This window comes from Streptomyces sp. NPDC053079 (genome assembly GCF_044546695.1).
Taxonomy (GTDB): Bacteria; Actinomycetota; Actinomycetes; order Streptomycetales; family Streptomycetaceae; genus Streptomyces.
Genome location: NZ_JBITZJ010000003.1, coordinates 189,399 through 214,104 on the forward strand (window position 1 = coordinate 189,399; position 24,706 = coordinate 214,104).

General features: G+C 68.4%; 18 protein-coding genes and 4 pseudogenes. 12 read left to right on the top strand and 10 right to left on the bottom strand.

The genetic code is table 11. The features are described from left to right. Positions 1-75 precede the first annotated feature (75 nt). From ACIGXW_RS13170 to fxsT, 11 genes and pseudogenes are all read left to right on the top strand, one after another. Positions 76-546 (top strand): NUDIX domain-containing protein, encoded by a 471-nt coding sequence (locus ACIGXW_RS13170; protein WP_399572742.1) that lies wholly within the window; start codon positions 76-78, stop codon positions 544-546. Next, positions 543-2,597, top strand: coding sequence for an ABC transporter ATP-binding protein (locus ACIGXW_RS13175; protein ID WP_399572744.1), 2,055 nt, complete (start codon positions 543-545; stop codon positions 2,595-2,597). Before ACIGXW_RS13170 ends, ACIGXW_RS13175 begins: the two co-directional genes overlap by 4 nt. Beyond that, complete coding sequence (locus ACIGXW_RS13180) at positions 2,594-3,256, top strand: MFS transporter (protein ID WP_399572746.1); 663 nt, start codon at positions 2,594-2,596, stop codon at positions 3,254-3,256. The genes ACIGXW_RS13175 and ACIGXW_RS13180 overlap by 4 nt, the downstream gene beginning before the upstream one ends. Next, positions 3,257-3,844, top strand: coding sequence for a hypothetical protein (locus tag ACIGXW_RS13185; protein WP_399572748.1), 588 nt, complete (start codon positions 3,257-3,259; stop codon positions 3,842-3,844). Between the two features lie 388 nt (positions 3,845-4,232). After that, positions 4,233-5,111 (top strand): glycosyltransferase family 2 protein, encoded by an 879-nt coding sequence (locus ACIGXW_RS13190; RefSeq protein WP_399572750.1) that lies wholly within the window; start codon positions 4,233-4,235, stop codon positions 5,109-5,111. A 46-nt stretch (positions 5,112-5,157) separates the two neighbouring features. After that, a complete protein-coding gene (locus ACIGXW_RS13195) occupies positions 5,158-5,307 on the top strand; it encodes a hypothetical protein (RefSeq protein ID WP_399572752.1) in 150 nt (49 codons plus the stop codon). Positions 5,308-5,387: 80 nt separating this feature from the next. Then, positions 5,388-5,857, top strand: a pseudogene (locus ACIGXW_RS13200) (NUDIX domain-containing protein). Positions 5,858-5,937: 80 nt separating this feature from the next. After that, positions 5,938-6,495 (top strand): AAA family ATPase, encoded by a 558-nt coding sequence (locus ACIGXW_RS13205; protein WP_399572754.1) that lies wholly within the window; start codon positions 5,938-5,940, stop codon positions 6,493-6,495. Further along, a complete protein-coding gene (locus ACIGXW_RS13210; protein ID WP_399572756.1) occupies positions 6,492-6,848 on the top strand; it encodes a hypothetical protein in 357 nt (118 codons plus the stop codon). Before ACIGXW_RS13205 ends, ACIGXW_RS13210 begins: the two co-directional genes overlap by 4 nt. Positions 6,849-7,077: 229 nt before the next feature. Further along, positions 7,078-7,584, top strand: coding sequence for a hypothetical protein (locus ACIGXW_RS13215; RefSeq protein ID WP_399572758.1), 507 nt, complete (start codon positions 7,078-7,080; stop codon positions 7,582-7,584). 721 nt (positions 7,585-8,305) lie between these two features. Continuing rightward, complete coding sequence (fxsT, locus tag ACIGXW_RS13220) at positions 8,306-10,759, top strand: FxSxx-COOH system tetratricopeptide repeat protein (protein ID WP_399572760.1); 2,454 nt, start codon at positions 8,306-8,308, stop codon at positions 10,757-10,759. A gap of 447 nt (positions 10,760-11,206) precedes the next feature. Here the strand turns inward: fxsT and ACIGXW_RS13225 are convergent, their stop codons facing one another. The 4 genes and pseudogenes from ACIGXW_RS13225 to ACIGXW_RS13240 all read right to left on the bottom strand — a co-directional run. After that, the gene (locus tag ACIGXW_RS13225; protein WP_399572762.1) at positions 11,207-14,527 is read right to left on the bottom strand and encodes an NACHT domain-containing protein; all 3,321 of its coding nucleotides are present in this window, start codon (positions 14,525-14,527) and stop codon (positions 11,207-11,209) included. Positions 14,528-14,541: 14 nt separating this feature from the next. Then, the gene (locus ACIGXW_RS13230) at positions 14,542-14,931 is read right to left on the bottom strand and encodes a hypothetical protein (protein WP_399572764.1); all 390 of its coding nucleotides are present in this window, start codon (positions 14,929-14,931) and stop codon (positions 14,542-14,544) included. Between the two features lie 342 nt (positions 14,932-15,273). Continuing rightward, on the bottom strand, positions 15,274-16,410 hold the full coding sequence (locus ACIGXW_RS13235) for a serine hydrolase domain-containing protein (RefSeq protein WP_399572766.1): 1,137 nt from the start codon (positions 16,408-16,410) through the stop codon (positions 15,274-15,276). A gap of 814 nt (positions 16,411-17,224) precedes the next feature. Beyond that, positions 17,225-17,982, bottom strand: a pseudogene (locus tag ACIGXW_RS13240) (IS5 family transposase); the annotation flags it as partial. 51 nt (positions 17,983-18,033) lie between these two features. Between ACIGXW_RS13240 and ACIGXW_RS13245 the strand changes: the two are divergent. After that, positions 18,034-18,498 carry a GNAT family N-acetyltransferase gene (locus ACIGXW_RS13245; RefSeq protein WP_399572768.1) on the top strand — a complete coding sequence of 155 codons (465 nt, stop codon included), beginning with the start codon at positions 18,034-18,036 and terminating at the stop codon, positions 18,496-18,498. Between the two features lie 263 nt (positions 18,499-18,761). Here ACIGXW_RS13245 and ACIGXW_RS13250 read toward each other — a convergent pair. The 6 genes and pseudogenes from ACIGXW_RS13250 to ACIGXW_RS13275 form a co-directional block, all read right to left on the bottom strand. Continuing rightward, positions 18,762-19,009 (bottom strand): annotated as a pseudogene (locus ACIGXW_RS13250) (Tn3 family transposase); the annotation flags it as partial. 5 nt (positions 19,010-19,014) lie between these two features. Further along, positions 19,015-19,629: pseudogene (locus tag ACIGXW_RS13255) on the bottom strand (DUF4158 domain-containing protein); the annotation flags it as partial. Between the two features lie 264 nt (positions 19,630-19,893). Further along, entirely contained in the window at positions 19,894-20,427 is a 534-nt protein-coding gene (locus tag ACIGXW_RS13260; RefSeq protein ID WP_399572770.1) for an NUDIX domain-containing protein, read from the bottom strand. A 442-nt stretch (positions 20,428-20,869) separates the two neighbouring features. Next, positions 20,870-21,367 (bottom strand): NUDIX domain-containing protein, encoded by a 498-nt coding sequence (locus ACIGXW_RS13265; RefSeq protein ID WP_399572772.1) that lies wholly within the window; start codon positions 21,365-21,367, stop codon positions 20,870-20,872. A 170-nt stretch (positions 21,368-21,537) separates the two neighbouring features. Further along, positions 21,538-23,052 (bottom strand): oxidoreductase, encoded by a 1,515-nt coding sequence (locus tag ACIGXW_RS13270; RefSeq protein WP_399572774.1) that lies wholly within the window; start codon positions 23,050-23,052, stop codon positions 21,538-21,540. Between the two features lie 368 nt (positions 23,053-23,420). Beyond that, the gene (locus ACIGXW_RS13275) at positions 23,421-24,533 is read right to left on the bottom strand and encodes a hypothetical protein (protein ID WP_399572776.1); all 1,113 of its coding nucleotides are present in this window, start codon (positions 24,531-24,533) and stop codon (positions 23,421-23,423) included. Positions 24,534-24,706 lie beyond the last annotated feature (173 nt).

Sequence of the window (24,706 nt, forward strand, 5' to 3'; positions counted from 1 at the left end):
CGACACGAGGGGGCCCTTGCTGTTCGAATGCCAGCCGTTCACTGCCCCAGCCACACGCAGCACGAGGAGGCCGGTGTGAGCCACCAGACCCGCTACAAGAGCGTCGTCGACGTCATGGTCCTGCTGCACCGCAGCGATGGTCGTGTCCTGCTGCTGCGTCGTGCCGGAAACGTGTACGCCTCCGGACTCCTCGCCCCGCCCGGCGGTCACCTCGAGGACGGCGAAACCTTCATCGCGGGGGCCGTGCGCGAGGTCGGTGAGGAAGTCGGTGTCGGCATCGCGCCCGCCGACCTGGAGTTCTGCCACCTGATGCATCACCGCTCCCCCGACGGCGAGGGCCGCGTGGGGGTGGTCTTCACAACTCAGCGGTGGTCGGGGGAGCCACGCAACCGGGAGCCAAGCAAGTGCTCGGCGCTGGTGTGGGCCAACCCCGGGCAGCCCCCGGCGGACTGCGTGCCCTACACCGCAGCTGTCCTCAGCCAGTTCTGCTCCGGTGCCCTGCTTTCTCTGAACGGCTGGCCCACCACCACGGGAGACACCGCGTGAAACTCAAACGCAGCAAGCCGATCACAGTACCCGAGGTGGGTGAGGGGTCGGAGTCGGAGAAGCTGCTGTTCGGCGGACCGCTGCTGTACAACGCACGGTGGGCCGAGCACCATGGCGCATTCTTCGAGATGTCGCTGTGGACCATGGCCGCCCAGCTGCCGCGCCTGGTCGCGTTCACCGTGCGTGTGGCCTGGCGTGCCGACCGGCGTGCCCTGTGGACCGTCGGTACGGGTGAGTTGATTCGCGGCATCAGCCAGGCCATCGGGCTGATCGCGGTCAACTCCGTGCTGGCCACCGTGTTGGCGACGGGCACGATCGGGCACCGGGTGCAGGCCGCGATCCCCGCCATGATCGGCGTCGCGATCACCGGGATCATCGCCGCCCTCGCCAACGCCGCCTCCACCGCCGGCACGGGCCGGCTGGAGCCCAAGGTCGAACGCGTCGCCACCGAGATGTACCTCTCCCACGTCGCCCGCGTGGAGTTGTCGGCGATCGAGAACGCCGACTTCAACCGGCTGATGGACTCCGCCCAATACGGCTCCGGGGCAGCTCGGCGCATGGTCAACATCTGCACCGGGGTCGTCGGCTCCCTGGTCTCGTTCGTGGCCGCCGCAGGCGTCCTGACCGTCCTGCACCCCGCGCTGCTCCCCCTGCTTGTGCTGATGACCATGCCCCGCTCCTGGGCATCGCTGCGCAACGCCCGTGCCCGCTACGCCAGCTACCTGCAATGGATGCAGCACTCGCGCGCCGGACGGCTGCTGGCACAGACCCTGATGCGCACCGGCCCGGCCCCGGAGATCCGCGTCCACGACGTCGGCCCGCTCCTCCTCCACCACTTCCGGGGCATGTCAGAGGCGTCCGAGACCGAGCAGTCCCGCCTCGCCGCCAGCCGCGCCCGCGTGCGCCTGGTCGCCTCCGCTCTGACCGGCATCGCCGCCGCCCTCACCTACGCCTGCCTCGGAGTCCTGCTGGCCACTGGCGCGATGTCCCTGTCGATCGCGGGCACCGCCGTCCTGGCCATCCGAAGCGGCGGGCAGAGCCTGACCACCCTCGTCCTGCAGGTCAACAACCTCTACGAAGAGTCCGCCTACGTCGGCGACCTCGAACGTCTCTTCCAGGAGGCAGCGAAGTACACCATCCCCATCGGTGGTGCCCCCGTTCCCGAGGACCTGTCGCGGATCCGCTTCGAGAACGTCACCTTCCACTACCCCGACGATGGCGACGAGCCACAGAAGGCTAAGGAGACGGAAGAGAGGAAGGAGACGGAAGAGACGGAGGAGCAGCGGCCGGCGTTGAAGGGCGTCACCCTGGAGGTGCCCATCGGGAAGATCGTGGCGTTGGTCGGTGAGAACGGTTCCGGCAAGACCACGGTGGCCAAGTTGCTGGCGGGCCTCTACCAGCCGGACGACGGCAGCATCCTGTGGGACGGCATCGACGCCCGCGCCCTGGACCGGGCGCAGTTGTGGTCGCGGGTGGGGATGGTCAGTCAGGACTTTCACCGGTGGCCGTTCACCTGCCGCATGAACATCGCCATCGGTCAGCCCGAACGCCCTCTGGATCAAGAAGCCCTGGAGGAGGCCGCCGCCTACGCGGGCGCCGACAAGGTCGTGGCCGAGCTGCCGCGCGGCTGGGACACGCTCTTGAACAAGGGCTACAAGGGCGGGCAGCAGATTTCCGGCGGCCAGTGGCAGAAGATCGGCATCGCCCGCGCCCGCTACCGCGACGCCGACATCCTCATCGTCGACGAACCCACCTCGGCGCTCGATGCCAGGGCGGAGCTGGAGGTGTTCGACCAGATCCGCAAGCTGGCCGACGGCGGGCAGACCGTCGTCCTGATTACCCACCGTCTCGCCTCCGTACGGCACGCCGACCTCATCCACGTCCTGGACAAGGGCGAGCTCCGCGAAAGCGGCACCTTCGAGGAGCTGCTGAACATGCCGGGCGGCGTGTTCCGGGGCCTGTACGAGATGCAGCGTGCCCAGTTCCAGGACACCGCCCTGCCCGGCCAGCGCCAGATGGGCGATGCGGCGGAAAGGAGCGACGCGCGATGAGCAGCGCCCCGGCGGGAGAGGGCAGTCTGTGGCGGCACCGGGACTTCGTCCGGTACTGGAGCGCGAACGCGGTGGACCTCGTGGGCAGCGGCGTCACGTCCGTGGCCCTGCCCCTGATCGCCGTCGTTGCGCTGCACGCCTCGGTGTGGGAGGTCTCGCTGCTGGCGTTCGCCGAGCGCCTGCCGCCGCTGCTGTTCTCCCTTCCCGCCGGGGCCTTGGCCGACCGGTATCGTAAACGACCCACGATGATCGGCGCGACCCTCGTCTCCGGCGCGGCCCTCGCGGTCGTCCCCTTGGCCGATGCCACCGGCCGCCTGTCGCTGGAGCTGCTGTTCGCAGTGGCGCTGGTCGATGCGACAGCCATCGTGTTCGGCTCTACTGCCCGCATCAGCTACCTGCCGTCCCTGCTGCCCCGCGCCCGGCTGCTGGAGGCGAACGCGCATGCCGGTGCCGTCTCGTCCTTGGCCGACAGCGCCGGTGCCCAGCTCGGCGGCGCGGTCGTCGCCGTCCTCGGTGCGGCCCGCGCCGTCTACCTCGACGTCGCCTCCTACCTACTGTGCGCCCTGTTACTCAGCAGCATCCGCACGCCGGAACCCACCCCGGACCGGTCCGCGAAGACGGCCACCTTGCGCGGCGAGATCAAGGACGGGGTGCTGTAGGTGGTGCGCCACCCCACGATCCGGCCACTGTTGCTGACCGGCACCGCGTTCACGGCAGGCTTCGCCGTCCTGACTACCGTGTGGTCGGTGTACCTGCTGCGCGAACTCCACTACTCCGCGACCGCGCTGGGCACGCTGCTGAGCGTGGCCGCGCTCGGCGGGGTCGCCGGCGCACTCGCCGTCCGCCCGCTCGTGAACCGGTACGGGCCGGCCCGGGTCATGCTGACCGCCCTGGCCGTCCTCCCCATCACCGAACTGCCGCTCCTGCTGGTGGAGCCCGGTCGGCCTGGGCAGATGGCCGTCGCCGCGGGCCTGTTCGTCCAGCTCGCGGCCTCCACCGCACAGGGCTCGACCCAGCGCAGCATCCGCCAGGCCGTGTGCGATCCCGGCATGCAGGGCCGCATGCTCGCCACCGGCCAATGGATCACCTACGGCGCCCTGCTCGCCGGAGCATCCGGCACCTGGCTCGGCCTGTGGAACACCCTCGCTCTCGGCACCCTCGCCCTCACGACCCCGTTCCTCGTGCTGTTCTCCTCCTCCTTGCGCACCCTGCACCAGACCCCCGCGGCCCCACCAGCCACTACCTGAGCGCGCCGTCAGGCCCGACGAATGGAGATCACCGTGACGATCGACAACCCGGTCGCCTACGGGGATGGCCTGTGGTCCGCCGGGCACCGGTACCGGGCACTCGAGGATGTGGAGACTGTAATCCCCGGGCGGCACGCCGGGGCCGGCCGGGGCCGGTGCGCGCCGTCGCCTGGCTGCCTCCTCGACCGTCAGCCCCGGCAGGACTCCCCAGACATCCGTACCAGCCTGATCACCGCCGTACAGGCCAGCGTCACCGCCCTCGTCACCGATCCCAGATCGCCCCGAGGGCCGGATCCAGTGCATTACGGTGAGGCATCCGCCAGATGACGCGACGATGGCGTGCCCGCGTCCCACGTCCGTGATCCGCACCAGCAGAAGGGTCCAGCCCGTGAGCACCGGAGCACCGCGCCCCACGATCGGCGCCGTCGTCCTGACGATGAACGACCGCCCCGAGGAGTTCTCCCGGGCCATGGCCTCGCTCCTCGCCCAGGAAGGTGTGGACCTCGACATCGTCGTGGTTGGAAACGGATGCGAGCCCGCCCAGGTACCGGACGGTGTACGGACCGTCGCATTGCCCGAGAACGTGGGCATTCCCGAGGGCCGGAATGTCGGCGCCGAGAACGTAAAGGGTGACTTCATCTTCTTCTTCGACAACGACGCCGTCATCCCCACCACCGACGCACTGGCCCGCCTCGCCGCCGCGATGGAACCCGACCCGCACCTGGCCTACGTACAGCCCCGTATCGCCGACCCCGACACAGGCGTCACCCTGCGCCGGTGGGTTCCTCGGCTGCGCGCCGGCGACGCCACCCGATCGGGCACCGTGACCGTCATGGCCGAAGGAGTCGTGATGGTCCGCCGCAGCGCCTTCGAACTCAGCGGTCGGTGGCCCGGACATTTCTTCCTCTTCCACGAGGGCATCGACCTCGCCTGGAGGCTGTGGAACCACGGTCACACCGGCCTCTACACGCCCGACATCATCGTCCACCACCCCGCGACCAACCCGGCACGCCACGAGCGCTTCTACCGGCTCAACGCCCGCAACCGCGTCTGGCTCGCCCGCCGCAACCTCCCCGCCCCCTTGATCCCCCTCAACCTCGCCACCTGGACCCTGATCACCCTGTGGCGCTTCCGCGATCGCAACGCCCTGCGCGCCTCACTCGCCGGCTTCCAGGAGGGACTCCGCAAGGACCCCGGCACCCGGTCACCGATGAGCTGGCGAACGGTCGCCCGGCTCACCACAGCGGGCAGGCCGCCCATCTTCTGATCTTCACGACCGTCTCGGAGCGAGAAGAGCCCCTGTCACCATCAGGATGGAGATCATCGACTACTACACCCACCGCTTCGAGGAAGCAGACCGCTTCCCTGCCAACAGCGCCTCTGCGGCGAACATGCTCGAATTCGTCCACGGTGAGGAACTACTGCGCCCCTGCCTACCCCAGCCCCTCCCGCAACCGTCTTGAAGACGGCGGAGGGCCTGGCGCCCAGGCCCGGCGGCTCGTGGACGACAGGTCCATCACCCGTGACCGGAAGGAGCCGGCCCATGCCTGGAATTCTCAAGCGCAGCGCCCGGGTGATCTTGCTCGATGGAAAGGAGCTCATCCTGATGAAGAGGACCAGGCCGGGCGAGGCCTCGTATTGGGTCACTGTCGGTGGAGGAGTCGAAGCATCCGACGCGACCATCGAGGACGCCCTGCGCAGGGAAGTCTTCGAGGAGCTTGGGGCCACGATTACCGCGCCCCGACTGGTGTTACCGACACTCTGGAGAAGAGCGTGGGGGTACAGCACATCTTCGCAGCTCGGCTGGTCAGCTTCGATCCGTCGGCCCGCCCGGGCACGGAGTTCTCCAAGCCTGAGCGCGGCTCGTACGAGATCGTCCGGGTTCCGTTCACGGAAGAGGCTGTGTGGCGCCTTGCCCTCCTGCCCCTCTCGTTACGCGAGTATGTTGCTGCCAACACCGCGGCTATTACTTCCGTAGCCGACGGGCTTGCCGCACGGCCCCCTGAGGGGTGATTCCTACCGAATCCCGTCCACACGAACGTCGTCCTCACCACTCTCGGGCAGGCCTGGAGCAGGAACCTACAGGAAGAGTCATGACCTCACCGACATTGGCTGTCGTCAGCGGACCGCCGGGCACGGGAAAGACCACGCTCGCCCACCAACTCGCCCGCAGGCTCGGATGCCCCGCCATCATCCGAGACGAGATCAAACAAGGCATGGTCCAAGCCACCCCTGGATACCAGGCCGGGGGCGACGATCCACTCAACTACCCCACCTTGGAGGCGTTCTTCGAGGTGACGAGAGTGATGCTGAGTGCTGGCGTGACGATCGTCGTCGAAGCCGCGTTCCAAGATCGGCTGTGGCGACCGAACCTCGAACCACTCGCTCCCCTCGCTGACATCCGCGTCGTCCGATGCAGCACCCCAGCAGACGTTGCCCACGACCGGATCGCTGACCGCGTACAGCAAAGCAATCACCGTGCAGCCCATGGGGACCACGACCTCTTGGAGGCCCTGGCCTCAGGAGAACGCTCGCTCGACTCTTTCACGCCGATCTCTCTCGACGTCCCCACACTGGAGGTCGACACCTCCGACGGTTACAAGCCAGCTATAGAGGACGTCGTCTCCTTCGTCCAAGGCTCCGCACCGTGATTCCTACCAGCAGCTTTCACGCCTTCTCCCTTGAGCCCTTCCCCGAGATCGAAGGGAACGCCTCGATCACCGATGCCACCCCCGGCATCCTTACCGACCAGGACACCGCCCTCGAACCCGGCGACTCCTCACGACCCCGTTCCTCGTGCTGTTCTCCTCCTCTTGCGCACCCTGCACCAGTGGCCCCGCCAGCCACTATCGACGGCCCGGATACGTACTGGGAACCGCTGTGGACGAGGGGAACCGGCTATCGGCCTCTACGTGAACCCGAGATCACCACCCTGGCCATCACCGCGTCTGCCGAGGTGCAGCTCCTCCTCGCCCTCCTCCAGCAGGGGGTAGCCGACTGGTGAGCTCGCCTATTCCACTGTCGCCGCTTCCCCACGGGATGCACGGACGCTGGTGACCGTGCATGATTACCAGACCCAATCCGGCCCTTTTCAGCCTTGGATGTGAGGCGGTTTTGCCAGCGACTCAAGGGGAGCCGATCGTGATCATGTCAGCTGTGCGCTGGAATCGCACAGACACTGCATGTTGAGGCGCCCTGGTCCTGCAGCCCCTGATGATGCTGTACTTGGCGCCATGGAGGACGTGTGGTCGGCCGTCAGTGCTCTCAGCTCTGCTCTCGGCGCTATTGTAGTGATCATCGCAGGCTTCTTTGCCTACTCGCAGATCAAGGAAGCACGCCACGCGCGTCACATAAATCTATTGCTCTCCTTCCAGGAGAACTATCACAGCCCTGAGGCACGTAGCTTCCGACACCGCCTGCTGGCTGGCGAGTTCGGCACTCCCGAGCAATTTGACCCTGCAAGCCTGAACCCGGACGACTTTCACAGTTTCTGGCAAATGCACGATCAGATTGAAGTCCTTGGCGTCCTCGTTGAACATCGCCTGCTGGAATTTGACTTAGTGCTCGCCTGCTTCCACAGATCACCTCCTCGGGTATGGGAAGCCATAGAACCGTATATTTGCAGGCGCCGAACCGAAGCTTCTCCACTGGAAGGGCAGAATTTCGAGAAGCTCGTGCAGCGATACCGTGCCTCACCCAACCTTCCAGCTCAGTATTGGGAGCGCAGGAGCGTTTTGTAAGGGGATTGGCCGACGAGTTCAAGTATTCAACGGCCGTGGTTTCTCCGTGACACCCAGCCTGTTTGGTGATGGTGGGTGTTCACCAGCTGCATAGCGGCTCGAGGTGTCTCCGGTCTCGGAGGCGAGCCTGGTTTGGTGACGTGGTGGTAGCCGAAGCCCTCCGCAACGAGGGGGTGCAGGCATCTCCAGGACGCGGCCGCTGAGCGGCTGGCGACAGCGGGGATGCCGAGGTCGTTCATAAGGGCTGCGAGGGTGTCGGGGTGCATCGGCCCTGCGGCCCGGGAAGTGGAGCAAGAGGCCTGCGGACCGGGGAGGGGGCTCGCCGAGCGGCGGCAGCAGGAGATTGCTGTCGCTGTTGACGTCGTCGATGGTGAGCCGGACGACGCGACTGAGCGGTGTTGCGTAGAGCAGGACGATGACTCCGACGGGTCCGCAGGGGAGACCAGCGGAAGCCGGCGCCCAAGCAGCGGCTTCGACGTCACGAGGAGCACGGACGATGAGTCGCCGACGTCAGCGAGACCGGAGGGGAAAACTGGACCGCTACGAGCGGGCGGCCGAACCGGAGCAGGACCACTGCCTGCATCATGACCACCTGATTCGCCACCTCCCGTAGACACGATCCAGGCGGGAGCATGCTGGTGGCGATGAACGGGGGTGGCAGGCCATGGGGCGCAGGCGCGGCGCGTGGGTCGGGTCGGCCGTCGCAGGTACGGCCGCAATCGTGGCGGCCGTGCTTGGCCCGGTAACCAACTACGCCAGCACCACGGTGCCTGGCTGGGCGGCGCAGGCGCGGGTGATCTGGCCGGTGTTCGCCGTACTGGTGGCGGCCAGCATCGGGCTGGTGCTGTGGGGCCGGCGGCTGGATACCGCGGGAAGATCGCCAATGCCATTGGCACCGGTGAGCCGCCTGGCCCGAGGCCCGCAGGCTTCCCTGCACCCTCCGCATGTAGGGCTCGTGCGGGGGCGTGAGGCGGAACTCGCCGTGCTGGCCGGCATGCTGCGGCGGCCACAAGGCCGATTCGCGGTGCTATGCGCGGCCGGCGGCATGGGCAAGACAACGGTGGCCGCGCAACTGGCCGTCCAGGCCGAGGCAGCGGGCTGCCGAGTGTTTTGGGTGCGCTGGCGCGACGGCGCGGAGCTGGCGCAGCAGATGGTGCAGGCGGCGCTGGCCTGCGGCCTGCCCGAAGCGGAGCTTGAGGCCGCGCGGGCGGGACAGGTAAGCCTGCCGGATGCGGTCTGGGGGCAGCTGAGCCGCGTGCAGCGGTGGCTGCTGGTGGTGGACAACGCCGACGAGCCGCACAAGCTCAGCCCGGCAGGGGAGCGGGTGGCCGACTACCGCGGCTGGATCCGCCCGTGCGGCCGGGGGCTGCTCGTGGTGACCAGCCGGGATGGCAGCGAGCAGACCTGGGGACCATGCGCACAGCTGCTGCGGCTGGAGCCGCTGCCCGTGTGGCCTGCGGGGCAGGTCCTGCTGGACGCTGCTCCCATGGCTGGCAGCGCCGAACAGGCCCGCGAGCTGGCGGCGCGGCTGGGTGGAATGCCGCTGGCGTTGCACGCGGCCGGCACCTATTTGGCCGGGCCCACCAGTCGCTATCGCACCTTTGCTTCCTATCACCAGGCCCTGGAAGAGGATTTGCGGCACTTGCTGGGAGCCGCGCACTCGAGTGCCTCCCATCCGCACGTCGCCCGTACCGTGGTGCGGCACACCTGGGAGTTGTCGTTGGACCAGCTCGCAGGGGAAGGCAACGCCTTGGCCCGCCCCTTGTTGCGACTGCTGGCCCTGCTGGCCCAGGCACCCATCCCACTGTCCTTGATTACCCCGGACCTGCTATCCGCCGTTACCGGACACGACGTCACCCCGGTGACGCTTGAAGCCGCGTTCGCCGGACTGCACCGCTACGGCCTCCTCGGTCTCCCCCACTCTCCCGCCAGCACCGGCCCAGTGTCGGGCAACAGTGATGCGGCGCAGGTAATGCTGCATCCCTTGATCCGAGAGATCAACGCTGTCGCCCTCACGGCCGATGCCTCCGATCTCACCGTGTGGCACCGGGCCCTTGCCGAGCGTCTGACCACGGCTGCGCACGAGGCCAGCCGACGCGGGCGCGCTGGCTGGCCTGCAGCCGTGCTCCTCACCCCTCACCTGCCGCTGCTGCTCGACTACGCGGACCCACGCACCTCCACACAACACCGCACCACTCTCAACGCCGCCGCGCAGATACTGCAGAAGGCTGGCGCTTTCAGTGCAGCGCACCTGCTCCACCAACGGGTCCTCGACGTCGAGGCCTGTACCCTGGGCCCCGAGCACCCCGACACCTTGACCAGCCGTAACAACCTCGCCAACGCCCTGTTCGGAAGGGGTGAGCCAGCCGAGGCAATACGCCTGCTGCGGCAGACCTTGGAGGACCGCGCCCGCATCCTGGGCCCCGAGCATCCTGATACGTTGACCAGCCGACACGACCTCGCTTGCGCTTTAGACGGGACGGGTGAGCATGCCGAGGCGGCGGGTCTGCTGCGACGTACGCTCAACGACCGTACCCGTGTCCTAGGCCCTGAGCATCCACACACGCTGGCCAGCCGCGACAGCCTCGGTCTCGCCCTGGACGGAATGGGCGAGCACGCAGAGGCAGTGCGCCTGCACCGGCGCACCCTTGACGACCGCACCCGCGTCCTGGGCCCCGAGCACCGCCTCACCCTGCTCAGCCGCCACAACCTCGCCAGCGCCCTGACCAGGGCGGGTGAGCAGACAGAGGCCATCCAGCTGTTGTGGGAAGTGCTCAACGACCACGCCCGCATCCTGGGTAACGAGCATCCGCACACGCTGGCCAGCCGCGACAGCCTCGGTCTCGCCTTGGACGGAATGGGCGAGCACGCAGAGGCAGTGCGTCTGCACCGACAGACCTTGAAGGACCGCACCCGGATCCTGGGCCCCGAGCACCCCGATACCCTGGCCAGTAGCCACAACCTCGGTCTGGCCTTGACGAGAGCAGGTGAGCAGGCCGAAGCGGTCGAGCTGCTGCGGCGCACCCATGATGACCGCATCCTTATCCTGGGCGACGAACACCCGCACACCCTGCGCACCCGTAACGTCCTGGAGGCAGCACTGGCTATGTCCGCTCAACAGCCACTGAGCCGGCGGTGGCGCAGGCGCAGAAACTCACCTCCCGATGGCGGTTGAGGAGATCCCCGGTACTCTCGAGGCTGCGCCAAGCTGCAAGTAGCTGCCTTTAGTTTGTTTGCATTTATGTAAGCGCAGTGGTCGGCACCGAACGGCCCGCCGGTCTTGCACGCGCCGGGAAGATGGGACGGCGCGGACCCCAGCGCGGGTACGCCCGCGCTCCCCACTCGTACGCCCTTCACGCCCTGTAGCGATCCGCCCTGCCTCCCTAATAGTGCTCGAACTCGCCGACAGCTGTGAAGCGCTGAAGGCTGAACCGTAATTGCGGCTGCAGTGGCCGCCCGATGTCGATCGCACCCGCATGACCGCCGAGAAGCCGCCAAGCGGGGCGTCACGGGCGAGCTGGCCGGGGCGAGGAAGAGGCGGGTCTGGGCGGCCGTAGCCTACGGCAGCGGGTGGATCGACGGCTTCAGAAACATGCCCGGTCGCGGCTCGTCTCTCGGCGGATCAGCCGCGCGGCAGCGTCTGGGTGTAGACGCTGTTGACGATCTTCTGCGCCACGTCGGCCTGCCCGGCGTTGGCCTCGACACGCACCCGGATGTCGCGCGCGGGGAGGCCCGCCGGGGTGTGCGTCACGCGGATCGAGATCTCGTAGCGGCCGTTCCCGGGATTCCGGACGGCGTACGACGGGCCGGGCCTGGGGCCGAGGTCGGGCGGCAGGGCGGCGGGGCGGTCCATGATGTCGACGACCAGGGACTCGCTGCGGCAACGGAAGACGCCGAACCCGGCCTGTGGCCAGCACCCGAGGGCGTCCGGTGGCATCCGCACGGGAATGCTCAGCTTGGGGTGTGTCTGGATCACGGAGTGCTCGTCGGCACCCCAGACTGCGCCGTATAGCGACTGCTCGGGACGCTGGTAGCCGTCGGTGCGTGTCTGCCGCGGCACCTTGGCCGGAGGGACGTCAGCCAGGGTGGGCCCGGCGGCACCGATCCGGTCGTCCGGGACATGGCCCGCGCACAGCGCCCACCTGGCGAGGATCTGGGCCACCGCGCTCGCCCTGCCGGTCGTGGCGTATTCCTCGCTGTACGTCACATGCACGATCATGTGTGCGGCCCGCACGGCGACCACGGCTTCCGGCGCGCCATACGGTCCCGTGGAGGGGGACACCCGCAGCAGGGCCTCGTCCCCGAGTCCCGTGAGTTTGGAGGTGCCCGGGGTGTCCATGGCGCGTCGCATGATGTCCCACTCCTGCTCGCCGGTCTGTCCGGGGGCTTCCCAGTGCCGGTCGAGCATCACCGTCCGCGCGGGGCGGAAGGGCGACCTCTCCTCGTAGTGGCAGATCGGTCCTCTGTCGTCCTGTACCGGGTCCGCGACCACCTGCCGCACCCGCTCCATGGGGAGCAGCTCGCATGCGGTGGGAGCGGGCTTCGAGGTGTGGTCCAGGGAGATCACCGAGGACGCCATGAGGCCCATCGACATCAGACAGGTGCTGACGGCGTACACGCTGATGAACGAGGGCAGGTGCGGCTCCTCGCGGGCCGGGTGGGCGGCCGTGCCGTCCGCGGTGACGCCGTTCGCCTCCGCGAGCCGGTTGCGCAGCTCGATGTGGCGGAAGCGGTACAGCCCGCCGGACTGACGCAGCACGCCCCGGCGGTGCGCGTCGTCCAGGAAGGTCATCACCCGCCAGGGCAGCGTGCCGCTGATGGAGAACCAGAGGCGGGCCAGGGCCAGCCCGCCGCCGGCCGACCCCGACCAGGCGCACAGCGCCCAGGCGAGCAGCACGAGCGCAGCCGTCCGCAGCCAGGTGAGGGTGGGCGTCGTCGCTGTCTGCACTTGCCAGATGATCACCATCAGGAAGGTGAAGCCGAGCACCACCTCGGTCGCGGTCCGCCGGCGCCGGTGGCGTACGAGAGCGAGGGGGCCGAGCAGCAGCTCGGTACGGCGGTCCGCCCGCAGCAGCGCGACCGGTTCAGGCGCCTCGGCGGGGTCGGCCCGGCAGCTCAGCAGGTCGAGCAGGCCGATGGTCAGGGACAGCAGCAGGGCCAGGGCGGGCAGGGCCAGGGGCAGGACGATCCAGCTGGGTTGGGTGAATACGCCGGAGAAGGCCAGTGCCGTCACCGCGGCCGGCAAGCACCACCGCGGCCACCGCGATGCCCGCCACCACCCCCGTACCTCCTCCCGCCCCGGCACTCGCAACCGGCGCGGCGGATCGACGGCCGGGGAGAGCACCCAGTCGAGGAGCGCCGCGAGCGAGCCGAGCAGGAGCACTGCCGCCCATGGGGGCAGCGGCAGCCACTCTCGCCACCACGGATTGTCGTAGCCGGTCAGTCCCATGGCGAGGGCCGCGATGCCCACCGCGAGGCCTGTGCCCGGCCAGCGCAGCCACCAGGGCACCGCCTCCGCCAGCCGCCACCAGGCGATGTCCTGCTCACCGCCGCGGCGCAGATGCGCGGCGAGGTACCCGGCCCAGCGGCGGGCCTGGGCGCCGCTCCACAGGCCGCCCGCGGAGTCCTCGTAGGCGGCGGAGAGGAACGCGTCGAAGAGGTGGCGTTCGACGGCGGCGGCGTCGGGGAAGCGGCGACCGTCGAGGAGGTCGCGCGGATCGGCGTGGGTCTCGCTGTAGACGAAGCGGGCGAGGCTCACCATGAGGGGTGTGCTCAGCACCGAGCGCACCACAGCGGCCTGCGGCGGCCCGGCGTCGGCGGACAGCTCGGCCAGGACGGGCGCCCACTTGGTCGGCGCAGCCGGGGCCGGACCGGTGCGTGGCGTGGTGCGCGGGAGATAGGCGCGCAGGTCGTCGGTGCCGAGCGGGGTCAGCTGCACGACCGTCGCGGCCGGCAGCACCGTGGCCGCGTCGGCGACGGCGGCCTCGTACTCCTCGCTCCGGCAGGTCAGCACGAGCCGGGCCGGGGCGTTCAGGCTGCGCCGCAGCCGGGCGAGAGCCCTGGCGCGGGTGGGGGCGGGCAGTTCGTCCAGGCCGTCGAGGATCGGCAGGATCCGGCCGCTGGTGATGAGGTCGTGGGCGGTGTGGTGGGTGGGCACCGCCGAGGGGTGCAGGGCGGCCAGCCGACGCGCCGCCCAGTGCCAGGGGTCCTGCTCGGTGGGGTTCCAGGAGGCCAGGGGCAGCAGCACGGGTACAGCCGTCAGCGGCACCCGGTCGTCCAGGAGCGCGCGGGCCAGCCGCAGCGCCAGCGCCGACTTGCCCGCGCCTGGCGCGCCCAGGATCACCAGACGGCCATTGGGGAGGGAGGTGAAGAAGCGGCCGATGGCCTCGAATTGGCCCTCCCGGTCGGGGGCCGGAGCCGGTGCGGGTTCGGTGGTCGCGGGCACGCCCAGGATGTTGGCCTCGTGGTCGCTCACCCGTGGGTCGGCCGCCGACCAGCGGACGGGGATGGGCACGGGGTCGTGGACGCGGGACTGCCGCTCGTCGCGCGCGTACTCGTCGGCGAGCGCCGCCGCGAGGTCCTCCGCCACCCGGTCGAGTTCCTCGGGCAGCGGCCCGCGGCGCGGCGCACGACGGCCCTGCCACCGCTCGGGCAGCCACAGGAGGACGACCGCACACCACACCAGACCGGCGACGGCCAGCGCGGCCCCGAGCGGGGCGAAGCCTCGCGCTGCCTGTGGCGGCATGGAGAACAAGGCCAGCCCCAGCGCGGCGCAGACAGCCGCCGGCAGGGCCCGGCCTGTTCTGCTCCGGGCCTGCTGCTCCTCGGGGCGAGGGCTCGTGAAGTGCACCTCGACCCGGTGGCCCTGCACCACGGTGTGGAACCGGCCGCCGGAGATCTCGTTGTGCACCCGGACGCCGTCGTCGCGTTCATCCCCCGGCATGCGGCGCCCCGTACCTAACGGCCGAAGCTCAGGGGCCCGTTGATGTCCCGTGCCTGGACGACCGCGCCCTGGAAGGTCCCGCCGGAGATCTCGTTGCCAACCTCGCCCGTGCCGGTCCGCAGCCCCGGCAGGACCTCGGCCTCGCGCCGCCAGGTCTCCAGGGCGCGGGCGAACGCCGGATCCTGCCCGGCCCGCTCGGCCAGTGTCCCTGCCAGCTCCCGGGCGCGGTCCACGCTGTCGGGCGTCTCGTCGAGCGCGACGAGCTCGCCCGCGCCGTCCGGCGCAGCCTCAGGGTCCGGCCGGCGTGCGACCAGGTTGCGCAGCGCGAACCAGATCTGCTGCCCGGCGGCACCGGCGGTGCCGGAGGCGAGTGCCATGAGCAGTTCGGGTGCGATGGGGTCCACGGGTGTCCTTGCCCATACTTCGCTCGTGTACGTCGCGGCCGAGCGTAGGGCGGCGTGGGTGCCGGGGCGGTACATCTGGCCCGGGACAACCCGTAGGGGTGAGCGAACAGATGGCGTACGAGGCACCTGACCGCTCTCATCCAATCGAGGCGATTCTCAGCGAACCCAGTCGTTCGGCCTTCTGTATCAGCCGACCTAGTCGTGCAAGGCGGAGCGGGTGGAAGCTCGGTCGGGTGGGTGCACCCGGAAGCGTGCCGCCGGTGAACGCGCGGAGCCGCCCTTACGGCCGTTCGCCCAGGCCTGTACTCACCGCGGCCGGCTCTTCGCCATCTGCTCGCTGCCCTACGGGGTCTCGCACAGCGCTGCGTCGGCCACCTTGTACATCTTCTTGATGGCGGAGGCTTGCGAGTTGTAGGCCCCCGAGTTGGTCATGACCGACGCATGGCGGCCGTCGGCGGTCACCACGGTCAGCGACATGTAACCGTTGACTATGCCGTTGTGCCCCAGGGCCAGGCCGCCGCAGGACAGAGGGCCGGCTTCCAGGCCGAGGCCCACGCCGGTGCCCGGTCCCTGGCCGACGTCCCACATCTTCTTCATCTCGGCCAGGCTCGTCTGCGACACGACCTTCCCGCCGATGAGCGCCTGGTAGAAGGTGGTGAGGTCCTGCTCGGTCGAGACCATCGCCCCCGCACTACTGAAGAGGGACGGTTCGAAATCCGACGTGACGTCGGTCCAGAAGACGGTCGGGCCGATGCGGAGGACCCGGTAGCCGCGCACGTACGGGTCGGGGAGGGTGCGGACTCCCGCCGGGGGGAAGAAGGTCCGGTTCAGGCCGAGCGGCCCGATGATCCGGATCGTGATCGCCTCGCCCACCTGGACCCTCGTGATGCGCTCGATGAGCATGCCGAGGATCTGGTAGTTCGTGTTGGAGTAGATGAGGGTGGTTCCCGGTGCGGCGGCCGGGGGGTGGGCCAGCCCCTGGCGTACCAGGTCGGCGAGCGTGTGCGTGGATTGCTGGGGCACGCTGAGGAGACTTTCCGGGATGCCGCTGGTGTGCTGCAGGAGGTGGCGTACGGTGATGGTGTTGCCGTCGTAGCCGTTGCCGGCGACCACGCCGGGCAGGTACTGCTCGATCGGGGTGTCGAGGGAGACCTTCCCCTCGTCGACCAGCTGCATGACCACGGCCGCGGTGAACGTCTTGGTCTGGCTGCCGGCACGGAAGTGGTCGGTGGGCTGGACGGGCCGGTTGGCGCCAGCGAGGCCGGTACCGGCAGTGAGGTTCCACGAACCGGTGTCGTCCCCGGCGTAGAGCCCGGCGCCCAAACCGGTCTCCGCCTGGAAGGCGTTCAGCTCGGCCTGTGCGGCCCTATGGCCGTCGGCGGCGGGCCGGGCCTGCGCAGGGGAGGGCAGCACCAGCACCGCCGCGAACACCGCGCCGACCACGGCCGCCAGTCTCCGTCTGCGTATGTTCCTTGCCACTGGGTCTCCATCTACGGGTACGGACTGTTCATCAGCCTGGGCGTGAATCTGTGAGCCGCGCTCGCGTCGACGCATGCCGGAGGCAAGGAAAGACCCGGACGTTCGGTCGGACGCCGGACCGCTTCGTGGGCCGAGTATGGGTCGGCCGAACGCTCGTTGTGGAGACTGTTTTTAGAAAACCTCTCTCATTTCCGGGCCGACCCGGCACCCGCCCCGACGCCACGGCCTGCCCTCCGCCTCCGCCGTGCGGACGAACGCGGGCACCGCGCTGTTCAACACGGACACCGGGATCCCGTGCCCGGCGTCCGGGACGATCACGCCTCTCGGGACGAAAACGCTGCGGACACTCGTCTCATCCAACCCAGTCCATGCAGGTCAGCGCGGTTCCACCAACTGAGTCCGTTGAGACAGGACAGCGGGGCGGCTTTTGGGCTCACCTTGGCTGCACCCCAAGTGTCCTGTGACAGTCGATCTTCCTCTTTGTCACTGAATCTTGCTCAAGCTCGGCTTGTCGCCACTACGGCTTACTCGATTGGGGGCGAGGTGACCGGGTGAGCACTGCGGGTGCAGTAGAGCATGCCACCGCCGGAGGTGGGTTCACGCTCCGTTTCGGCGGTGCTGAAGGCCACGAGCGAGTTGTCCCGTTGGACCACGGCCACGGGCTGGCGTGGGAGGAGGCAACTCGGTACGGACGTTCCGCTGGTCGCGCGGACTCGGGCATTTCCCAGGCTGGTGGTGGGCCGCATCGACGGGACGCCATGGGGGGTCGAGTCGTGGCTGGAACCGGCTGATCCTGTTGGACTTCGATCCGGGTGTTGCGGGGATCGCTTCGCAGCCGTTCTGGCTGCACTGGCGTGACGGGAAGGAGAAGCGGCAGCCAGGAGATAGTGCGCTCGATCACCCAGCTGCGGCGGCCGAGGCGTTCGCTGGAGTCGATGCCTTTGTGGGCGATGCGGACGCCAATATGCTTGCCCCACAGCCATTTCCGCAGGTGGGGGATGTCGTAGGCCTTGTCGGCGTGGAGCCGCTGCGGCTTGGACTCTGCAGCGTGGGATTCGTGTCCCATGTGGAAATGGGACAGCATCGGCTTCAGGGCGAGGCTGTCGTGGGTGTTGGCGGCGGAGAGGCCGACACGGAGGGGCAGTCCGCCTGCATCGGACAGGATGTGCATCTTGGAGCCCGGCGTGCCCCGGTCCACGGGCGACGGACCTGCAAGTTTGCCCCCTTTTTCGCCCGCACATGGGCCGCATCCAGCACGGTGCGGGACAGGTCTACCAGGCCCTGCCCGTCCAGGAGCTCGAGCACCTTCTGGTGGAGCCGGCCCCAGACACCGGCCCGGGACCAGATCAGGAACCTGCGGTGCACCGTCGACTTCGACGCCCCGAAGCACGGCGGCAGAGCCCGCCACGCACACCCGCTCACCAGCACATAGACGATCGCGGCGAAGACCGCCTCGTCATCGATGTTCGCCACCCCGCCGCCTTACGGACGCACCCGCGTCCCAGGCAGCAGCGGCTTCACCAACTGCCACAGCCCGCACGGAACAATCCAGCCCCACCGCCCACTCCCCATGACCGCACCAACGGCCAACAACCATGTAGGACACGGTCTTAGAGTGCGGACATGCCGATTGCGCTGCACCTGCAAGAGATCACCCCTGACAACTTCGAGACTGCGATCAATCTGAGGGTCCGTCCCGACCAGGAACACCTGGTGGCACCCGTGGTGAAGTCGCTCGCCGAGGCGTACGTCCATCCCGGCATCGCATGGCCTCGGCTCATCTGCGACGACAACGAAGTCGTCGGGTTCCTTATGGCCTTCTTCGACATCGACTGGACCGGCAAGGGCACCGACTTCCGTTCCGGACTCTGGCGTCTCAACATCGCAGATGGCAAGCAAGGCCGAGGCTACGGACGATTCGCAGTGCAATCCGTAGCCAGCGAAATCCGGCGCCGAGGAGGCAAGTGCCTGACGACCACCTGGCATCCCGGAGCGGATGGCCCAAGGGGCTTCTATCTGGCACTCGGCTTCCGCCCAACCGGAGAGACCAGCGGAGACCAAACGGTGGGCATGCTGGAACTGGACTGAACCCGCGTTTCTACCGCACCGGCACGTCACGCACGACGGTAGCCCTGCCGCCCGGAACGCCGTTGAAGCTTCACCAGCAGCTAAGCAGGGGGAATTACCCCGGCCGCAGCCTCGCAGGTGCAGCCCGCCGGCGCGAAGAAGCCGGGCAGCCGGACCGCGCAGAGTGGTTTCGCCGCCCACGCCCAGTCCGCTGCGGCGAAGGTCTCGCGCGCCGGGGGAGAGTGATCCTCGCCCCGCAGCCCCGGCTGCCGGGCGAGGGCCTGTCACTCTTCGTCGGTGGTGTGCTTGTCGCGGAGGGGCCGCCGGGCAGGTCGGGGAGCTGGAAGGAGTACCGGCCGAGCACGTTGATGTGGTGGCGCACGAACGGGGAGAGCCGGGCGACGTCCTTGTCGCGGACCTCGAAGCCGTCCTTGCGGAGCTGGGTGAGCGCGTTGTTCATGTAGCGAGTGTTGAACAGCACGAGGGCATGGAGGACCAGGCCGAGGGCGCCGATCTGATCCTCCATGCCGTCCCCTTAGTGGCCAGCAGCCTCGCCAACCGGCGGGCATCGCAGTGCCGTCGCAGCAGCGACGCCTTGCCGTCCACCCCGTACCGCGACAGCTCCGCCAGCCTGCGCGGCGGTATCCCCGACACGTCCAAGCCGCCCATCCCGAGCGCGGCGATCTCCTCCGCCCGCTCCAGGGGCCGCTTCATCTGCGGGCCCGAGACCCGCACCGGCCCCCGGCACAGCCGGTCCAGCTCCGAGACCCGCTCACCCGACGGCACGGTCAGCAGCGAAGTCCCGCCCAGCCTCCGGCCTCCTGGATCTCCCCGGCGTGCGTACGGGCCGTGCCGTCCCGCTCGCCGTACAGCTTCAGGCACGAGGCGTCCTCGATCTCCAACTGCCCGGCCAGGTACTCGGCCACCTCCGCCGGGACCTGCCGCAGGTCCGGCATGAACTGGCCCAGGAACCGCACGCTCGCCGGCTCGACCGCGAACCCCGAGCCGGTTGTGCGCCCGCCGCTTGGCCTGCACCGCCTCCCGATCCGCGTCGTCCAGGACGAAGTACCGCTCCAGTTCCGCCCGCGAGGGCGCCTCGTGGAACGACCCGTACCGGGCCGCCTGCTCATCCGTCAGGAACTCGACCGCCACAACAGCTCTCCGAAGATCGACAACAACGACCCATGAAGGCTCCGACGCTCAATCAGCCCAGGTCAAAGCACCACACAGCCCACGAACCCTTAGCGCACGATCTGACACGGATGTTCCTCAGACCCCAGAGCGCTCAGTCACAGCCGGAGACCGTGCTCTCCCCCGAGGACGGCCAGGCCGGCGACAACGAACACTCACCCCGTGAGCCCGATCCTGTCATGAGCTGCAGACATCTACCGAAGGGATCAAGGACACCTACTCGGCTCAATCGTGGCCCGCATGTTCTCCGTCATGGGACGTTGGGACGTCCTCCAGGTGACTGCCGCTACGCAGGTACACGCAGTGCCCGCCGGCGAGGACGTCCCGGGCGGTGGCCAGGACACGGGCCTGGCCGGAGTGGATGAGCGGGGCCCACTGCTTCGCCGTGAGCATGCGCCATTCGTCGTGCTCGTCGGACAGCTTGATCTCCACCGTGTCGGCGTTCACCAAGGGCCCTTTGAAGAGTGCCCAGAACTCGGCGATGCCCTCCGGGTGGGTCCCCCAGTCCACGGCAAGCAGGTGCGGCTCGCTGGGCATGGTGAGACCGGTCTCCTCGGTGGTCTCACGCACCGCGGTCTGCCACAGGTCCTCGCCTTCGTCCTGGGCGCCGCCGGGGAACTGCCACTCGTCCGCCCACGAGCAGTGCAGCAACAGAATTCGTCCTTCGGCGTCGTGGACGAGGGAGGAGGCGGAGGCAAGGACCCGGGTGCGGCGCGCGAGCCATTCGGCCCGTGGGAACTGCGGATGCTCGGCGGCCAACGTGATCACCTTCCATTGCGCTCGAAGTAGGTGCAGGTGCCTGTCCGCACGGCCCGCAGGGTGGCCGCAGATAGTGCCTCATGGGGCAGCGTCCATGAGCGTGAGCCCGTCGTCCGGGGCAAACCATCCCAGCTCCGAAGCCCACCGTCCGGCGCTTGGAGGCGCTCGCAGTTGACCGGGGCGATGTTGGACGTGGAGACAAGCGCTGGTGCAGGTCCGCGATGTACGAGCTGTCCCATCGGCGATTCGGCGAGCGGTGCTGAACAGCGACCAGCCAACCAGCCCGGTCTTGCCGGTCTCGTGCTCCGCGCACCAGCGTGGGGGCTCGCCGACCTCGGCCATTCCTGCCGAGGGTCCACGCGCGCTTCCTAGGATGCTGGGCACGCAGCACCTGGCCGTCACTGCGCCGGTTTTGAACGACCGGGCCCAGTCATGATGCTGGTCAGCCGAGGGCATCGGGCCTGATCTCCAGGTAGAGGGACTGACCGATGGCGCGGGCTTGGTGGACGGACACCAGCCGCTGCCAGGTCGGCTTGTCCAGGGCCATTGCCCAGTCGTCCATGGTCCGCACTTCGAACGTGGAGTGCTCATCGGGATCGAGGGTGATCCGGGCGATGTCCTCGTCGGTGAGCTCGCCGCCGTCGAAGACGAACCCGACCTTCGGCACCGGCCACTGCCCGACGGGCATGAACACCGTGGCAAGCAGGCGCGGGCTGCCGGTGAAGACGATGCCCGTCTCCTCGCGGCACTCCCGCACCGCCGTCTCCCACGGAGTCTCCCCGGGATCCATGTCCCCACCCGGCCACTGCCATCCGCCATGGATCGCGGAGCGCAGCTGCAGGGGGCGGCCTGCGATGTCGGTGAAGTACAGGCATCCGTACACGGCAGCCTTGGGCAGGCTGGCGACGTACTCATACGGTGGAAGCCACGGCTTCGGCACGCTGATCCCTCCCTGATGGTGCGCTCGTTCAGGCCCGGACGTCTGGCTGGTTGCTTCGGTGCACGGCATGGAGGCGTAGGCATTGAGCTTCACACGCAGTTTGGTAGTCCCCCGCTCTGTTGTGCGCCTGACCACGCTCAGCGTGATGCTGGCTACTTCTGTTTGTCCTGTCAGGAGCGCCCCAGCACGCGGGTGAGGCCGGCGACCAGCGTGGTGGCGAGGATCCATCCCAAAGCAATGAGGACATAGGCGAACCACTGCAGCCCGCCAGCCGACACGAACGTCTTTTCCTGGCCGAAGTCGATGATGGGAAGCAACAGGTCGAGCGTGTAGAAGGTGGCGTTGAAGGCCGGGCCGCCGCGTCCCGGTTCGGAGCGGTGCGGCTCGTTGGCACTGAAGACGAGTGTGCCGAGCAGCGTGAGGACGATGAGCCACACACCAGCGAGGGCGGGACGGTAGCCGTAGCCTGCGACAACATCCTGCAACCAGTCCCAGACTCGTGTCCCCCACGGGAGAGTGGAGCGATGATGACGGCATTTCGCACGCAGAACCCTGCGGGCTTCGCTGTCATAGCCAAGGGCTCGATAGGCCGCTGCCAGTTGCTCGTAGGGCTGAGGCAGGTACTGAGTACCCAGGCACTTCTCGAGCCAGGCGAGTCGAACGCTCGTCGAGCGAGGCGGCAGGGGCTCGAGCCGCTCGTAGGCGAGTGCGTCCAGCTCCAGCAGGGGGCCTCCTTGAGGACGATCGACCAGCTTGCCGACAGTAGCCCCCCGCAGCGATATGCACTCCGTATCCGCACGCGCGATATCGATGACAAGGCGTCCCGCCTGAACCTCATCGAGCTGAATCGCCTGCTCTCCCGACGGCACCCCGTGCACAACCGCTCTCGACAGGTCCGCTTCACCGCTGACCCGCGCACCGCTCAGGACGATGCCACGTGCCACCTGGATGTCCGACATCCAGAGCGTGCCGCATGTCAGCAGATAAGCGCCGAGTGACCCTCCGGCCCCTTCTCCGGCCCCTCCTCCGGCACGGCCGATGTCGGCTCGCCGCAGGTCAACACCATTGATCCGGGCGCTGGCCAGCGCAAGCCACTTGCCCACGGACAGACCGAAGCGGCCGTTGAACCATGACCCGATCGTGAGAAGGTTTCCGTTGATCCAACCGCCGACCTTCGCACGATCGAGGTTGAGGTCGATCGTGATGTCGCTCCCCTGGATCCATAGGTTGCCCTCCACGACCGCGTCGCGCATGTCCAGGAGCGGGCAGCGGAGCGCCTCCGCACTGAGCTCGGGCAGGAACGACCCGCACAGGTAAACGGCGAGAGTCGTAGCGTGCCGAAGGCTCAGGACGCCGGAAAAGGAACAGGCGTCAAAGTGGATCTCGCAGTCGATGGTCGCCGAGGTCAAGTCAAGCTCACCCGTCACTCGTGCACCCGCGATATGGAGCGCACGAACCTTCCCAGGACGCGCGGGCGGACCGTCGAGCAGCAGGACCGCGATCACATGGGCTCTGATCTGCCGCTCCGGGCCCCACGCTGCTCCGGTCACGGGATTGTCATTGGCCGCCATACCCGCACTCAAGTCCAGCATGCTGCCGTCACGGAAGGCGGACCACAGACGGCGCTCAGGAGCACTCCAGTCTTCCGGCGGCGACAGGATGTCAGGCTCCGGGCGATTGGCCATGGTTCGTTGTACGGGAACACGGCCTCCTGCACCAGAGCGCCGGCCAGGCCCAGGCCTGAGCACCACGGCATGAGGCAGATCCAAAAGGTTCACAGCGGCCTTCGCGGTCCCGAGCCAGGGGCGCTACACGAGATACGCGCCTGGTAGAAGCGGCAGCAACATGAGGAGACGATCAAGCCCCCCTATCAGGGGATCTACGAGGGGATCTACGATCGCATGACGCTCGCGCCATACGCAGCCAACAAGATGGCCCCGTCGTTCTCAAGAACCAGGGAATGCATACCAAGCGGCGGCGGTCAGGCGGCGCGTCCGTCGTGCGCCGCAGTCGACCCATGGCAGTACAAAGTCGGTAGGCATGCCCTCCTTCTTCATCCCAGTACCACTGTCGCACCCCACCGGCGCATGAGGTCCACGATCTCCTCGAAATACGACAGCCCGTTCTCGGGATTAGCCGTGCCTGCCAGGGCTTCACGCGCGACCACGGACTCGTGCCAGACGAGCGTGAACGGCAGGCCGACGCCGTATCCGCCTTCCAAGTACGCCTTGAACGAGTACCAGTCCCGGCCGAAGTAACCGCCAGGCCCCATGAGTGCCTCCCCCATAGCGCAGTGAAGGCCTGCTTCGTCCCTCACGTACCGGCCGTCGAGATGGTACGTACCGCCCTTCCTGTCCTCCCCTGAATTCCACCGCGGGAAGCGGCCCGGGGCGCCGAGCTCGAGCCACTCCTTCCGCCCTTCCGGCGAGTACGTGGCCCACGTACCCGGGGTCCTCGGCATACCGCGCTCGTACCAGTCCTCCCATGCCTCACGGGCTGCGGGCGGTACGGGCTCGTCGACGCCGTTGCCGAGGACGATGTCGACGAGCGTGCCGCCGAGGACGGAAGGGCGCGTCTGCTGGACGTTCCAGTAGAAGGAGCGGCTTGCCATGGGCCGGCCCTCGCGGTCGAGCGCCCGAAGAATCAGGTACTCCTCGTCGCCCTCGGTGAGCGCGGACAGCATCGGCGCCTCGGACCGACAGCCCACCAACGTGATCGGAATCTCCGGCGGCTCGGGCCTCTCCTCGTACAGCCCATTCACGCTCAGGCAGGTCCCGTAAGAGGACTCGGGCCACCCGCCCGTCAACTCGAACCGTGGGGAATCCGGCAGCTCATGCACCCCACTGTCCGGGGCACTGACCACGACTTCGAGAACGACGTCGACCAGTGCGGCATCGGCGACGTGCGGGCGCCACGCGAGGACCACTGCGTTCGACAGCCCCCACCACTGCAGCGGCCGCACGTCATCCGACACCGTGAGGCACAGCTCACCGAGCCGTCTCGTCCCCGCCGCCAGCATCCCTGTCGGCGCACAGCCGACGAGCGTCAGGACCTCGCGTGTCGGCGGCATCGGCTCGCGGAACAACCCGGCCACCGCGACGCAACGCCCCCAAAGCGTCTCTTGATTGTCAGCGTCGACATAAGAAATCTCGTAGTTGAACTGCACATGCTCCCCAGAACAAAAATGATCAAGGGGCATTCAAACACTCACTCAAGTGATCCCGGTAGCGAGGAGCATGGGAGTACCCGGGCGCGCCACGGGCCCGGGCGGATGTCGGTCGACGGTTCTGTGGCGCGCTCCACTATCCCGGATTTCCTGTTGTCTCGGATTTCCCTTCG

What these genes read in the sequence shown, in the direction of transcription:
- ACIGXW_RS13270 (WP_399572774.1), bottom strand. Translation starts at nt 23,052, where the DNA reads ATGGCCAATCGCCCGGAGCCTGACATCCTGTCGCCGCCGGAAGACTGG.
- ACIGXW_RS13180 (WP_399572746.1), top strand. Translation starts at nt 2,594, where the DNA reads ATGAGCAGCGCCCCGGCGGGAGAGGGCAGTCTGTGGCGGCACCGGGAC.
- ACIGXW_RS13195 (WP_399572752.1), top strand. Translation starts at nt 5,158, where the DNA reads ATGGAGATCATCGACTACTACACCCACCGCTTCGAGGAAGCAGACCGC.
- ACIGXW_RS13225 (WP_399572762.1), bottom strand. Translation starts at nt 14,527, where the DNA reads ATGCCGGGGGATGAACGCGACGACGGCGTCCGGGTGCACAACGAGATC.
- ACIGXW_RS13215 (WP_399572758.1), top strand. Translation starts at nt 7,078, where the DNA reads ATGGAGGACGTGTGGTCGGCCGTCAGTGCTCTCAGCTCTGCTCTCGGC.
- ACIGXW_RS13245 (WP_399572768.1), top strand. Translation starts at nt 18,034, where the DNA reads ATGCCGATTGCGCTGCACCTGCAAGAGATCACCCCTGACAACTTCGAG.
- ACIGXW_RS13205 (WP_399572754.1), top strand. Translation starts at nt 5,938, where the DNA reads ATGACCTCACCGACATTGGCTGTCGTCAGCGGACCGCCGGGCACGGGA.